This is a genomic window from Amycolatopsis sp. NPDC059021 (assembly GCF_042739895.1).
Lineage (GTDB): Bacteria > Actinomycetota > Actinomycetes > Mycobacteriales > Pseudonocardiaceae > Amycolatopsis.
In genome coordinates, this window is record NZ_JBHYIQ010000168.1 from 1 (window position 1) to 14,045 (window position 14,045).

Genomic DNA, 14,045 nt, shown 5'->3' on the forward strand with positions numbered 1-14,045 from the left:
GCGGCGGCCGGCGCCCGGCGGGCCCCCGCCCCCCCCCCCGCCCGGCGGTCCCCCCCACCCCCACTACCCTGGTCCTGGCCCTGCCCCCCCCCACCCCCCCCCCCCGACGTGCCCGGTCAGGAGTTCGTTGACGCGGGCACGCATCAGGAGTGCCTTCGGATCATCGAACTCCGCGAGCAGGGCCGACGCCTCGGTCCAATGTGCTCGCGCGGGCGCCGGGTCGTCGGAACTCCGCAGGGCGGTGGCGAGATGGTGGAGCGCGAGCGCGAGTTGCCACCGGTCACCGAGTTCCCGGTGGAACGCGACGGCGAGCCGGTGGAATCCGGCCGCTTCGTCGTGCCGGCCCATTTCCTGGTATGCCTCGCCCGTTCCGTCCAGCGCTTTCGCTTCCCGGCTGCGGTCACCGAGACGTCGCTGGATCGACGCCGACTTCTGATAGAAGGTCAAGGCACCCGCCGGATTTCCGCGAGCACGGCTTATCCGCGCCATTTCCAGGAAACAGACCGCCTCGAAAACGACATAGCTGTCTTCGCGCGCCAACGCCAATGCCGCTTCGACGGCCGAATCGGCGTCGGACAGCCGGCCTCGTTCTCGATGCGCTATCGCAAGGGACATCAGGGCATTGCTTTCCGCAGCCCGGTCGCCGACCTCCCGGGACGCGGCCACCGCTTCCCGCAGCAGCTCGACGGCTTCCCCCGGCATCCCCAGATCGCACTGGACCATCCCCAGGTTGCTCAGCAGCCACGCCTGGTTCGCCCGATCACCGAGTTCCCGGAAATGGGCGACGGAATCGGTGAAATAGCGCTGCGCGTCCCGCAGCCGATGCCGTCGATCCGCCAGGATGCCGAGGTCGTTGGTCGACATCGCGACCCCGAGCCGATCACCGATGTCCTCCCGGACGTCCAGCGCGTTCCGGTGGTACTCCTCAGCCCGGTCGAGTTGCTGGGACTGCAGGAAAGCCATCCCCAGGCTGGCCAGCAGCTGCGCCTCACCGAACCGATCGTGGTTGTGACGGGCGGAATCCAGGCCGACCCGCCCGGTGGCGATCCAGTCCTCGAACGGGTTCTGCAACGCGTACACACTCCACAACACGGCAGGCAATTGCCAGGCCAGCCGGTGGAGCCCCGCCTCGGCCGCGGCGCGGGTGGCGGCGACGAAGTTCGCGCGTTCCTCCTCGTACCACCGGAAAGCCGTACCGTAGTCGGCGAAGGCCAGCGGAACGACGTCCGCCGGCGGCGGGTCCACCAGCACGTCCCGATCCAAGGGACAGATCACGGCGACGGCGGCCCGCGCGGTGCGCACGTACCAGGTCACGACCCGTTCCACGGCCGCCAGCCGAGCTTCCGCGGTCTCCTGCCGCATCGCCTGGTCCGTGGCGTACGCGCGCAAGAGGTCGTGGAACTCGTACCGGCCCGGCGCGCGCTGTTCGAGCATGTGCGCCCCCACGAGCGCGTCCAGCAACGATCGAGCCTGCCCGACGCCAGTGCCCGCCAGCGCGGCGGCGGCCGCGGTGCTGACCTCCGGTCCCGGATGCAGGCCCAGCAGGCGGAACATCCGTGCCGCGTCCTCGGGAAGGGCCCGGTACGACCACGCGAAGACGGTCCGTACCGCGTCGGACTCCTCGTCGTTCTCGGCGGTGAGCGCGTCCCACAACGCCGATTCGTCCCGCAGATCGGCAATGAGTTCGCCGAGCAGCATCAGCGGACGGCTGGAAGCCCGCTCGGCCGCGATGCGCAGCGCGAGCGGCAACCGGGCACACAGTCTCGCCAGTTCGACCAGCTCCGCCGGATCGTCGTCGCGACGGTAGCCCGTGGTCACCGTGCGCAGCAGATTGACGGATTCCACTTCGGACAGTGTGTCCAGCGCGAGCCGCCGCGCGCCGTCCCTGGCGACCAGCCCGGACAGGCGGTTGCGGCTCGTCACCAGCACGAGGCAGTCGGCGTCCCCCGGCAGGAGCGGCCTGATCTGCCCGACGGTGGCGGCGTTGTCCAGGACGATCAGCACCCGTCGTTCCGCGACCGTGGAGCGATACAGCGCCGCCTTGTCCTCCCGTTCGGCGGGAATGGCTTCCGGCGACACGCCCAAAGCACGCAGAAAACGATCCAGAGCCTGTTCCGGCGACACCGGCGGACCGGGATCGTAACCCCGCAGATTCACGTACAACTGGCCGTCGGGAAAGCGATGCCGCGCACTGTGTGCCCAGTGCAACGCCAGCGAGGTTTTGCCGACGCCCGCCGTGCCGGTGATGATGTAGACGCCGACAGCCGAGCGTTCGTCGCGCGCGGCCAGCGCCTCGCCGAGGCGGGCCAGTTCGCCGGACCGGTTGACGAAACCACCCACGTCACCGGGAAGCTGGCGCGGTATCTGTCGCGGTGGATTGTTCGGGCCGTGGAAGTGGACACCGCCATGGACGGCACCCGCCTGCACGATATCGGCGTCGGCCCCGGAAACCTCGGACCGATTGCCCCGCGCGGATTCCTCGCGCCGATCACCCGGGTCTTCGGTGCGCATGAACCCGGCTAATCCCCCGCGATCCCGATCAACGGCGGGGCAAGGCCCGCTATTTCGCGCTGGAAGAAACTCTCGGCGTCTTCACCTGCCGCGTAGAGGTCCGCGATGAAACGCTGGCAGCGAGCGACCACCTCGCGGTCGGCGATACGGATCCCGCCCTGCTGACGGCCCGCGTCGTCGTACACGAGGTCGTACATGACCTCCGAACCGAGCGTGATCATCTCGGGCAACGGCTGGTGTTCTTCGAACCGTTTCACCTGATCCGCACCGACCACGCGCATCCGTTCCCCGGACTGTGCCCTGATCCGCAGCACGTGGAAAGCCCATTGGACATAGGGAGTGACGGGTTTCTCCACCACCTTGACCCACCAGGACCGGATACCCGCTTCGGCGTCCTTGCGATATTCGTCCTCGATGTCCGGGCGGAGCGCTTCGCCCAGCCGGATCGCCTCGTCCCAGTCGCCTCTGGCGAACGCCTGCCAGCTCGGCATGTCCGGGTCCTGGAACACCTGCCGCCGTTCCAGTTTCCAGAATCCCGGGTCCCCGTGCTGCCAGTAGTCCCGCTCGAACCCGGCCCAGTAGGCGTCGTTCTCCAGCAGTTCACCGGTCGATCCGCGCAGGAGTTCATGCATCGGGGATGTCCCATTTCGCCGCGCTGACCATGGCCCCCGGCAGGATCACCAGACGTTCGTCACGGCCGACGCTCACGTCCGCGGGAAGACTGGACCGATAGTGATCGGTGAGATCCCTGCCGATCACCGCGACGTCGCCGTTCGAGAGCGCCCAGATGTCCGGGCACCCACCCTTCGAACCCGTGGTCGCCGTCGTGCCTCCGCTGCCACCGCTGCCCGGTTCACGAGGCGAGACGCCGAGACGCCTGACCAATGTCGCCGAAGGATCGGGTTTCCAGACCTTCTCGCCCATTATCGCCTCCCACGTGGCCGATCAGGAGTATTGACATTACCAGGATCACAACCGGTGGGAACAGTTCCCGCGTTGCTCCACGCGTGTGAGCGACACCGGGCGCGGGAATTCGCGGAGTGGCGGGCGAGGCGCGATCCACCAGATTCCCGCACGCTGATCACAGTCCGCAACCCGAATTTCTTTCGAGTGAAAACTACGAAAATCGTAACCGCAGACAGGATCAACTACGAATTAGCTCTTGCGGCGGGTGTTTCACGTTATCCGCCCGGATCGCGGCAATCTATCACCACGAAATCTCGCCAAAACAATCCGTACATACGTACTCGGCGGCAATTCCCACCCCGGCGATCTGTGCGCTACCGATCGTTTTTCGTTTCCGCTACCGTTCGCGCTACCAGCGGTTTCAGATCTTACCGCCACGCGTCACCGGCAAGTATCCGGGCCCCGGTACGAGCTGACCGCGGCCCGATGTCGCGAACGCTCCGCTCGGGACGATCAACGTCCTGAACGGAGCGTTCGCGACGGGCGCCGCTGCCGCACCTACCGGGAAGACCTCATCAGCGCGCGGAACCCGGTGAGCAACGTGGTGAGCCCGACTTCGAACTCCTCGTCGCCACCGACGACCGCGACACCGAACAGGCCGCGGCACTGCTGGCCGCCGACCCCGAGATCGCCCGGACGGTGATCACCCACCGTTCCGCTGGACGACGCCGCCGAGGCGTTCCGGGTGGCGGGCGACCGGGCCTCCGGCGCCATCAAGGTCGTCCTGCACCCGCGACAAGGGCCGACGGCCCTGCCCTGCCCAGGCCGGGCAGGACCGTCCGTCCTCATCCGGCGAGCGCGGGGACGACCTTGCTGGTGAACAGGTCGATGCCCGACCTGTCGTAGGCGGCTTCCGCGAAGTTCAGGATCGCGTAGGTCATGCCGAGGCCCTGCATCTCCGACAGCCGCTCGGCGATCTGCTCCGGCGTGCCGACCGTCGGGCTGTTCGAGAAGTTGCCGAACGCGCCCTCGAGCGCCTCGGCCGGGATCAGCGGCTCGTAGTGGGACCGGATCCAGGCGAGCCGGTCCTGAACGTCCTTTTCGGTCTCGCCGATGACCACGTTGTAGTTGGCCGAGCGGGTGATCGCGCCGAAGTCGGTGCCGAGGTCGGCGCAGTGTGCGGCCAGGATGTCCGACTTGCGCCGGAAGTCCTCGGGCGCGTTGCTGAAGTTGGTGTACTTCGCGTACTGGGCGGCGATCCGCAGCGTCTTCTTCTCACCGCCGCCCGCGATCCACAGCGGCAGCCCGCCCTCCTGCGGCGGCAGCGGGCGCAGCAGCGCGCCGTCGGTGCGGTAGTGCTTACCGTCCAGAGTGGACGTTCCGGTCGTCCAGAGGTCGCGCATGATCCGCACGCCCTCGTCGAGCATGCCGAGCCGGTCGCCCGCGCTGGGGAAGCCGTAGCCGTAGGCCCGCCATTCGTGCTCGTACCACCCGGCGCCGATACCCATCTCGACGCGGCCGCCGGAGATGATGTCGGCGGTGGCCGCGATCTTCGCCAGGTACGCCGGGTTGCGGTACCCCATGCAGGTGCACATCTGGCCGAGCCGGATCGTCGACGTCGCCGCGGCGAACGCCGAGATCAGCGACCACGCCTCGTGCGTGGCCTCCTCGGTGGGCACCGGGACGGTGTGGAAGTGGTCGTAGACCCAGATCGATTCGAAGGGGCCCGCCTCGGCGTAGTGGGCGAGGCCAAGCATGGTGGTCCAGTGGTCCGCGGTGTCGATGCCGGCGAGGTCGAGCCGCCAGCCCTGCGGTACGAAGAGTCCGAAACGCATGCCCTCAACCTAGGCCACGAGTCCCGCGGGCGTGTCATCATCGCCGGATGATCGACATCGAGGACCACGACGGCATCGCCGTGCTGACGCTGCGCCACGGTCCGGTGAACGCGCTGGACCTGGAGTTGCTCACCGCGGTTCCGGACACCCTGACCGCGGTCGCCGGCGCGCGTGCCGTGGTACTGACCGGCAGCGGGCGGTCCTTCTCGGCGGGGGTGGATCTGAAGCGGATCGTCGAGGGCGGCCCGCGGTACGTCGAGAGGTTCCTGCCGGCACTGAGCCTGGCGATGCTCACCCTGTTCGAGCATCCGAAACCGGCTGTCGCCGCGGTGAACGGGCACGCGCTGGCCGGCGGCTGCGTGCTGGCCGCGGCCTGTGACGTCCGGCTCATGTCGGGTGGCACCATCGGGCTCACCGAAGTCGCCGCTGGCGTGCCCTTTCCCTCGGTGCCGCTGGAGATCATGCGGCACGCGGTCGGCCCGGCGCTGGACACGATGGTGCTCGGCGCCGGCAGGCTGGCTCCCGGGCAAGCCGCGTCGATCGGTCTCGTACACGAGGTCGTCGAGCCCGAGCAGCTCATGACGACGGCGCTGGCGCGAGCGGAAGCACTCTGCGCCGCTCCGCCGGACGTGTACGCCCTTGCCAAACACCAGCTCCACCGCCCGGCCCGCGAACGTATCGCCACCGGCGAGCCGACGGACGAGTCCACGGTGCAGGAGATCTGGAGTTCCGAGCGCACGCACCGAACCCTGCGCGACTACCTCGCGTCCCTGCGCCGGAGCTAAGCGGCTTAGCGGTTATCGGCTGTTCCAGCTGCGAACCGGATTGGCCGGGGCGTCGAGCCAGACGTGCTGCCGCTCAGGGGAAATCGTGAGGCCATAGCGAGTCGGTGCCGGAAAACCATGAGCCGCCCACCAGGTGTGCGCGGCCTCGGCTTCATCCCACAGCCGACGGGGGCCGTGCTGGCGGACCGGGTAGCGGCCAGCACTCGCGCTCTCCGGTGAAACCGTCGCCGAAGCGACCGAGTCGGTGGGCACGTGATAGAGCAGGACCTCGTAGTGAGCGGGGTCGTCGTAGAAGACACCACTCTGCACATCAGGCAGATGCAAGCCGACGGTGAAGGCGCCGGGCCCGGTGGCGACCTCGGCGGGCGGCACGGTGGTGATCGTGTCGACGGCGATGGTGCTGGTGTCGACAAGGTCCCCGAGCCGTGCCGCGTGCCCGAACGGCGTGTCATGACTACGAAGCCGCATGAACGCCGCCTCGCCGAGGACCGGGCCGGACGCCGTTCCGTCCCGGTCGACCGTGAGCCGGACCAGGACACCGTTGCGATAGGCGGTGCCCCACGGGGTGAGAATCCGCCCGCCGGGGCGGATTTGCTCGACCCAGGCGTAGGGCAACCGTCCGGCGATCACGGCGGCGGTGCACAGCAAGCGGTCGTAGGGCCTGCTCGCCCGCCGCCCGGCGACGCCGTCGCCACAGACGACCGTGGGCTTGTAGCCCGCGGCACGCAGCGTTGCACGGGCCTGCTCGGTCAGCGCGGGGTCGACCTCGACGCTGGTGACGTGGTCGTCGCCAAGGCGTTCGCACAGCAGCGCCGTGTTGTAACCAGTGCCGGTGCCGATCTCCAGGACCCGATGCCCGTCGCGCAGGCCCAGGGCGTCGAGCATGGCAAGCACGATGCTGGGCTGGGACGCCGAACTGGTCACCAACGGGCTGCTCTCCGGCCAGCGGACCCGGCCCCCGTCGAGCTGGGTCACGATCGGCTCGTCGGAGTAGACCGCGTCGTACCATCGGCCTGGATCACCGCCGCGGTCGATCGGCCGCGGACGGCCGTCCTCGTCGTCGAACCACGCGTGGGCAGGAACGAACGCCGCCCGGTCCACCGCCGCGAACGCCTCGGCCCAGTCCGACGGCAGGTTCCCCTCCGCGCGCAACGCCGCGACGAGGTCGTCGCCGCTGGTCACCTGGTGTGTCCGACGGTATACACAGAGAGCCCGTCAGCCTGCGGTACGAAGAGACCGAAACGCATGCCATCAACCTAGGCCACGGCTTCGAGAAACTTCCGCGAGCGAAGCAACGTACGCCGCTATATATCGTCTTCTGATATATGTGGACCCATGGCGGAGCGAAGCATGTCCGAGCAGACCTTCCTGGTGCTGATCGCGCTGGCGGACGAGCCCCGGCACGGTTATGGGGTCGTCCAGCGGGTCCAGGAGCTGTCCGAGGGGCGGGTGCGCCTGCGGGTCGGCACCCTCTACGGCGTGCTGGATCGCCTGGTCAGCGACGGCTGGGCCGAGCCAGACCGGGAGGAGATCCACCAGGGCAGGCTCCGGCGCTACTACCGGCTGACCGGGGCGGGCAGCACGGCACTGGCCGAGCAGACCCGGCGGCTGGCCGCGAACGTCGACGCCGCCAGCACGGTGCTGCGGGCCCGCGGCCAATGGCCCCGGACAGCGGAAGTGCGGGCATGATCAGCGCCGAGACGCAGTACCGCACGCTGGTGCGGGTGCTCCCGGCGTGGTACCGCGCCGAACGCGGCGACGAGATGGTCGGCACCCTGCTCGACCTGCACGGCGAGCGGGCCCGCGCGGCGCTGTGGAGCGAACTGTGGGCCCTGTTGGCACTAGGTGTGCGGACACGCTTGGCTGCCAGGGCGGCACCCGCGCGCACGGTCGCTCTCGGCGATCTGGTGCGGCAGGTCGCGCTCCTCGGCCTGCTCTGGGGCGTGCTCAAATCCGCCAGTCGCGCCGGCGACACACTCTGGTCGCTGCTCAGCTTCTCCGACGACTACCCCGGGGCCTTCCGCGTGGCGCTGACGTCCGATCTGCGCAAGGACCTCATCCTGCTGGCGGTCGCGCTGATCCCGCTCGCGCTCCTGGTGGACGGATGGCGCCGCATGGCACGGATCGCCGCCGGGGCGATCCTGGCGGCGGGCGCGATCTGGTTCCTGGTCGAGCATTCGTCCGATCTCGGACCCGAGCTGATCGCGTACTTCGCTCCACAGTGGCTTCCGCTGATGCTGGTGCTGGTGGCCTTCCACGCCGACGCCCCGCTGCCACCGGCGCGGCCGTGGTGGTGGGCCGTCGGTGGCGGCCTGGTTCTCGCCCCCGCCCTCGCGCTCAGGTTCGGTCTCCCGGGCGATCTGAGCCGGATCGACGGATTGTCCCCGCTCGTCTGGCTGTGCGCGATCGCCGGAGCCTGCTACCTGCTGCTCCGGCGCCGCACCGGACAACGCCCGGGGTGGACGCTGGCACTGGCCCTGTGCATCGCCCTGGTGATGGTCCAGAACCTGGTGCTGAAAAACGGGGTCATCCCGTTCGGCGCGATGGTGATCGCGCAGGTCTGCTGTGCCGGGGTGATCGTCGTGGCACTGACCGTCGCCGGAATCCGTGACTACCGCCGGACCGTCGTGAATCGCTGATTCTTCTCGGTATTTTTCTCTCCAGAAAAGGATTCTGGCTTTATGGACACCATTCCCGCCGGGCCCTCGCGCGCCCTTTTACCGCTCGAAGTACCCCCGTCACGAGCAAGAATCCGCTGGCAGAGCCTGTTCTCACCGGCCACGGCGGTGTTCCTGGCCGTGCTGCCGCTCGCGGCCTACACCGGATTCCGGTCGCCGTCGGACTGGGCCGTCACGCTCGAATCCGTTTCGCTGACCGACGGTTTTCACCGCCGATTCCTCGTCGGCACGGTGTTGCGTCCGTTCGCGGCATTGTTCGGGTACCACTACGCGGTGTACGCCGTCGCCGCCTTCGCCGTCCTTGGGCTGCTGCTGACGGTGCTGGTCGTCGCGTTCTTCCAGGCTCCCTCGGAGAGCAGACGCTTCCTCGTCATCGGCTGGTTGCTGCTGCCGACCGGCGGTTACCTTTTCCACGAGATCGGCTATCTCGACCAGGTGCTGTACCTGGTGCTGTTCGCCGCCTTGTGGGCACTGCGCCGCGATCGGCCGGTAGTCGCCGGTGCGCTCATGGTGGCGTCCGTGCTGACGCACGAAATCGCGTTGCTCACGGTGGTTCCGGTTTTCGGGTTGGTGCTCCTGCGGAAGCTCCCGTTCCGGAAGGCCTGCGCGGTGCTCGCGCCGGCCGCGGCCGCCGGACTGGTGGTCCTGACGGTGCCGCCTGCCGGGGTGGGTGCGACGCATCGGTTCCAGCGGGTGCTGGCGGAAGCGGGATTCCCGTACCGAGCGGACGCGCTCGGGCTGTTCGACCGCACCCAGGCGCAGAGCTGGCAGCTCTACTCGATCACCGACGTCCTGCTCTACCTGCTGCCGATCCTGCTGGTGGTGGTGGCCGGTTTCCTGATGCTGCACCGGCCTTCGGCGGCGACCCTGCTGCCGCTCGCCGCGATGGTGGCGCCAGTGCTGCTTGCCTTCGGCGGCTGGGACGAGGCCCGCTGGGGCTTCCTGCTCATCACCAATTTCGTGCTCGTGCTGTGGTTCCGGCAGGGCGGGCGCGAACTCGACCTGCCCCGGTTCGGTGCGCTGGCCGCGATCCTGCTGGTGCTCACCCACCTGCCGATGCCGTACTTCGACGGTTACCAGCCCCGCGACGTCACGCTGGTGGGCCCGCCGCATCCCGGCGGGAACGTCGCGCCGTGATTCGCCGCGCACCGTCCCGATCGAGCTAGGCCAGGACCACCTTCGACAACTCCGCGGACGTCGCCAGCAGCGGGTGTTTCGGCAGCACGCGCACGGTGTAGCCCACTGAACCCGGCCGCGGCAGCCGCAGCCGCGCGGCGAACGCGCCGATTCCGTCGCCGGTCATCGGGACCGTGACGGTGTCGCTCAGCTCGTCGTCCTCGCCGACGCGCCCGACGACGGCCTGGATGTCCACTTCGGACGGATCGAGCCCGGCGAGGTCGATCCGCGCCCGCACGGTCACCTCGGTGCCGACGACCAGCGGCTGCCGGTCCTCGACCAGCAGTTCGGAGTCGAAGATCCGCACCCGCGGCCAGGCGACCTCGAGTTTCGTGCGGTAGTCGGCGAGCGACAGGGCGCCGCGATAGCCGTCCCCGGTCGCGGCGGCGACCATGCGGGCGGCGGGCAGATAACCGGATTCGACGTACTCGCGCACCATCCGCGCGGCCTGCACCCGCGGCCCGAGCGTCTCCAGCGTGTGCCACACCATGGACAGCCAGCCCTTGGGGACGCCCTCGCCGTCACGGTCGTAGAACAGCGGCGCGATCTGCTGGCCGAGCAGGTCGTACAGCGCCGCGGCCTCCAGATCGTCGCGGCGCAGCGGATCGGTCACGCCGTCCGCGTTCGGGATGGCCCAGCCGTTGCTGCCGTCGTAGCACTCCTCCCACCAACCGTCGCGAATGGACAGATTGAGCCCGCCGTTGAGCGCCGACTTCATCCCCGAGGTCCCGCACGCTTCCAGCGGCCGCACCGGGTTGTTGAGCCAGACGTCGCAGCCGCGGTAGAGGTAGCGCGCCATCGACATGTCGTAGTCGGGCAGGAAGACGATCCGGTGCCGCACGCCCGCATCGTCGACGAACCGGACGATCTGCTGGATGAGCTGCTTGCCGCCCTCGTCGGCCGGATGCGACTTCCCGGCGACGACGAGCTGGATCGGACGCCGCTCGTCGAGCAGCAGCGCGCGCAGCCGGTCCGGGTCGCGCAGCATCAGCGTCAGGCGTTTGTACGTCGGGACACGCCGTGCGAAACCGACGGTCAGCACGTCCGGGTCGAAGACCGAGTCGACCCAGCCGAGTTCGAGCGGCGAGGCGCCGCGCTGGAGCCACGCCGCGCGTACCCGACGCCGGACCTCGAAGACGAGCTTCTCCCGCAGTTCCCGCCGCAGCTCCCAGAGCTGGGCGTCGGAAACGCCTTCACGGAGCGGTTTCCCGCCGTTGCCGTCGAGGCCCCACTCCTCGTGGTCGCGGCCGAGGAGCGCGCTCAGCTCGCGGGCGACCCACGTCGGCCCGTGGACGCCGTTGGTCACCGAGGAGATCGGCACCTCGGCGTCGTCGAATCCCGGCCACAACCGGGAGAACATGCGCCGGGTGACGCGCCCGTGCAGCTGGGACACGCCGTTCGCGCGCTGCGCCAGCCGCAGGCCCATGTGCGCCATGTTGAACAGGCCGGGGTTGTCCTCGGCGCCGAGTGCCAGCACGCGGCGCAGGTCGACGTCGGGCACCAGCCTGCCGTCGGTGAAATACCGCTGGACGACGTCCACCGGGAAGCGGTCGATGCCCGCGCTGACCGGGGTGTGCGTGGTGAACAGGGTGCCCGCGCGGACCGCGGGCAACGCTTCCTCGAACGCGAGCCCGTCGGCCTGGATGATCTCCCGCGCGCGTTCCAGCCCGAGGAATCCCGCGTGTCCCTCGTTCGTGTGAAAGACCTTCGGCTGCGGATGCCCGGTGAGCTCGCAGTACTTCCGCACCGCGCGGAACCCGCCGATCCCGGCGAGGATCTCCTGCCGGATGCGGTGGTCGGCGTCGCCGCCGTAGAGCCGGTCGGTGACCGCGCGCAGGTCGTCGTCGTTCGCGTCGGTGTCGGTGTCGAGCAGCAGCAGCGGGACGCGACCGACCCTGGCCTTCCAGATCTGTGCGCGCAGCTCCCGCCCGCCCGGCATCGCGACGCCGACGAGCACCGGTTTCCCGTCCTCGGTCAGCAGTTCCAGCGGGAACGCGTTCGGGTCGATCACCGGGTAGTGCTCGACCTGCCAGCCGTCCAGCGACAGCGACTGACGGAAGTACCCGGCGCGGTAGAGCAGTCCGACACCGATCACCGGCACGCCCAGATCGGACGCGGCCTTGAGGTGATCCCCGGCGAGCACGCCGAGCCCGCCGGAGTAGTTCGGCAGCGCCTCGGTGACCCCGAACTCCATGGAGAAGTAGGCCACCGCCTGCGGCAGGTCGGCGTCCTCGCGCCGCTGGTACCAGCGCGGCTCGGTGAGGTAGCGCTCGAGATCGGCGACGGAATCCCGTGCGCGGGCGAGGAACTCCTCGTCGCCTGCCAGTTCCTCCAGCCGGCGCGGTGGCAGCGCGGTGAGCATCCGCAGCGGATCCCGGACGGCGTTGAACAGCTCGGCGTCCATCGACGCGAACAGATCGCGGGTCGGCGGATGCCAGGTCCAGCGCAGGTTGGTGGCGAGTGAGCCGAGGCCGGTCAATGGCTCCGGCAGGCTCGCGCGAACGGTGAACCGGCGGACTGCACGCATGGTCATCGACCATATCGGGAGCGGCTCCCTCGTACACAGTTCGGGGATAACGGCACGACGCCGGTAATCACTGGGTAGGGTCCTGCCTGCCCGTGTAATCGAGGTGAAGCGAGTGAACATGATCCAAGGGGGAGGGCGGGGCTTTCGCCGCCCGGCTCTGATCGCCGTCGTCACGGTCGCCGTCCTGGGCTTGAGCGCGTGCGGTGGCAGCGGCTCTTCGAGCTCGTCGGCGGACACGGGCGCGGGCAGCGTCGCCGGTCTGCCGGTGACGCATTTCGAGAGCGGCTTGAAGTCCGGCGCGCCGACGCCGGATCTGGACGTCAAGAACGCCGACGGCGGCGAGGACGACAAGCTCGCCACGGCCGCGATCGCCGACGTGCAGGCGTACTGGACCGATCAGCTCCCGGCGAACTTCGGCGGCCAGCCGTTCAAGCCGGTGAAGTCGCTGCTGTCCTACGACGCGAAGCGCGACACCCAGAAGACCGAGTGCGGCAGCGTCAAGGGGCTCGTCAACGCCTTCTACTGCCCGCCGGACGACTCGGTGGCGTGGGACCGCGGCGTGCTGCTGCCCTCGCTGCGGGAACGGTTCGGCCCGATGTCGGTGGTGACCGTGCTCGCGCACGAGTTCGGCCACGCCATCCAGTACCGGCTCGGCGAGAAGGCCGGCGTCACCAAGGCCACCCCGACCGTGGTGAAGGAACAGCAGGCCGACTGCTTCGCGGGCGGCTACTTCCGGTGGGTCGCCGAGGACAAGAGCAAGTTCTACCAGGTGTCCACCGCCGAGGGCCTCAACCAGGTGATGGCCGCGATGTTCTTCATCCGCGACTCGGCGGGCACCAGCGGCACCGACCAGCAGGCACACGGCACCGCCTTCGACCGCACCTTCGCCTTCCAGACCGGGTTCGCCAAGGGCCCCAAGGAATGCGCGGCGATGAACGCCGAGAACGTCAAGGCCCGTCTCACCGAACGTCCCTTCGACAAGGGCGACAAGGGCAAGGGCGACGAGAAGGTCAACACCCAGATGGTCGCAACGCTCAAGAAGAGCCTCGACGAGGCGTTCAAGGGTGCCGGGGTCGCCGCGCCGGAGATCGTCGATCAGGGCGGCAGTTGCTCGGGTGGCAAGAGCACCCCGCCCGCGTCGTACTGCCCGGACAACAACACGGTCAGCATCGATCTGGCCAAGCTGAACCAGATCGCGCAGCCGGTGGACCGCAAGGCCGAGCAGAAGGGCCAGACCCGGGGCGGGATGGGCGACTTCGCGGCGTTCGCCGAGGTCGCGTCCCGCTACGCGCTGGGCATCCAGAAGGGCGTCGGCGCCTCGCTGGACAACCCGAACGCGGGCCTGCGGACGTCGTGCCTCGTCGGCGCGTGGGCGGCGTTCACGAACAAGCCGGGGTCGAACCTGCGGCTGTCCGCCGGTGACCTCGACGAGGCGATCGCGGACCTGCTGATGCCGGAGAGCCTCATCTCCGCCGACGTCAACGGCAAGCGGCCCGCCAGCGGTTTCGACCGCGTCGAATCACTGCGGAAGGGCTTCCTCGAAGGCTCCTCGGTCTGCTCCACCCAATACGGCTGAGCCCGGCTGCTTCGAAGGTCCGTGGGGGCCTCCTTGAGGGACTCTGGGTCC

General features: G+C 69.2%; 12 protein-coding genes. 5 read left to right on the forward strand and 7 right to left on the reverse strand.

Features of this window, described 5'->3' with window-relative positions; genetic code table 11:
• Positions 1–63 precede the first annotated feature (63 nt).
• The 5 genes from ACFWX1_RS46335 to ACFWX1_RS46355 form a co-directional block, all read right to left on the reverse strand.
• The gene (locus ACFWX1_RS46335) at positions 64–2,511 is read right to left on the reverse strand and encodes an ATP-binding protein (protein ID WP_378396319.1); all 2,448 of its coding nucleotides are present in this window, start codon (positions 2,509–2,511) and stop codon (positions 64–66) included.
• Positions 2,512–2,519: 8 nt separating this feature from the next.
• Positions 2,520–3,143: a DUF6879 family protein gene (locus tag ACFWX1_RS46340; RefSeq protein WP_378396320.1), complete on the reverse strand. Its 624-nt coding sequence runs from the start codon at positions 3,141–3,143 to the stop codon at positions 2,520–2,522.
• Positions 3,136–3,435: a hypothetical protein gene (locus ACFWX1_RS46345; RefSeq protein WP_378396321.1), complete on the reverse strand. Its 300-nt coding sequence runs from the start codon at positions 3,433–3,435 to the stop codon at positions 3,136–3,138. Before ACFWX1_RS46345 ends, ACFWX1_RS46340 begins: the two co-directional genes overlap by 8 nt.
• A 540-nt stretch (positions 3,436–3,975) precedes the next feature.
• Positions 3,976–4,191 carry a hypothetical protein gene (locus tag ACFWX1_RS46350; RefSeq protein ID WP_378396322.1) on the reverse strand — a complete coding sequence of 72 codons (216 nt, stop codon included), beginning with the start codon at positions 4,189–4,191 and terminating at the stop codon, positions 3,976–3,978.
• A gap of 71 nt (positions 4,192–4,262) precedes the next feature.
• Positions 4,263–5,252 carry an LLM class F420-dependent oxidoreductase gene (locus tag ACFWX1_RS46355; protein ID WP_378396323.1) on the reverse strand — a complete coding sequence of 330 codons (990 nt, stop codon included), beginning with the start codon at positions 5,250–5,252 and terminating at the stop codon, positions 4,263–4,265.
• 47 nt (positions 5,253–5,299) lie between these two features.
• On the opposite strand from ACFWX1_RS46355, the gene ACFWX1_RS46360 reads away from it, so the two are divergent.
• The gene (locus ACFWX1_RS46360; RefSeq protein ID WP_378396324.1) at positions 5,300–6,037 is read left to right on the forward strand and encodes an enoyl-CoA hydratase/isomerase family protein; all 738 of its coding nucleotides are present in this window, start codon (positions 5,300–5,302) and stop codon (positions 6,035–6,037) included.
• 12 nt (positions 6,038–6,049) lie between these two features.
• Here ACFWX1_RS46360 and ACFWX1_RS46365 read toward each other — a convergent pair whose 3' ends face one another.
• Positions 6,050–7,219: a methyltransferase domain-containing protein gene (locus tag ACFWX1_RS46365; protein ID WP_378396325.1), complete on the reverse strand. Its 1,170-nt coding sequence runs from the start codon at positions 7,217–7,219 to the stop codon at positions 6,050–6,052.
• Positions 7,220–7,387: 168 nt separating this feature from the next.
• Between ACFWX1_RS46365 and ACFWX1_RS46370 the strand changes: the two genes are divergently transcribed.
• The 3 genes from ACFWX1_RS46370 to ACFWX1_RS46380 are packed head-to-tail and all read left to right on the forward strand — an operon-like array spanning position 7,388 to position 9,852.
• On the forward strand, positions 7,388–7,726 hold the full coding sequence (locus tag ACFWX1_RS46370; protein ID WP_378396326.1) for a PadR family transcriptional regulator: 339 nt from the start codon (positions 7,388–7,390) through the stop codon (positions 7,724–7,726).
• Entirely contained in the window at positions 7,723–8,676 is a 954-nt protein-coding gene (locus ACFWX1_RS46375; protein WP_378396327.1) for a hypothetical protein, read from the forward strand. Before ACFWX1_RS46370 ends, ACFWX1_RS46375 begins: the two co-directional genes overlap by 4 nt.
• A 42-nt stretch (positions 8,677–8,718) precedes the next feature.
• The gene (locus ACFWX1_RS46380; protein ID WP_378396328.1) at positions 8,719–9,852 is read left to right on the forward strand and encodes a hypothetical protein; all 1,134 of its coding nucleotides are present in this window, start codon (positions 8,719–8,721) and stop codon (positions 9,850–9,852) included.
• Between the two features lie 25 nt (positions 9,853–9,877).
• Here the strand turns inward: ACFWX1_RS46380 and glgP are convergent, their stop codons facing one another.
• Positions 9,878–12,418, reverse strand: coding sequence for an alpha-glucan family phosphorylase (gene glgP, locus ACFWX1_RS46385; protein WP_378396329.1), 2,541 nt, complete (start codon positions 12,416–12,418; stop codon positions 9,878–9,880).
• A gap of 118 nt (positions 12,419–12,536) precedes the next feature.
• On the opposite strand from glgP, the gene ACFWX1_RS46390 reads away from it, so the two are divergent.
• Positions 12,537–13,994: a neutral zinc metallopeptidase gene (locus ACFWX1_RS46390; RefSeq protein WP_378396330.1), complete on the forward strand. Its 1,458-nt coding sequence runs from the start codon at positions 12,537–12,539 to the stop codon at positions 13,992–13,994.
• Positions 13,995–14,045 lie beyond the last annotated feature (51 nt).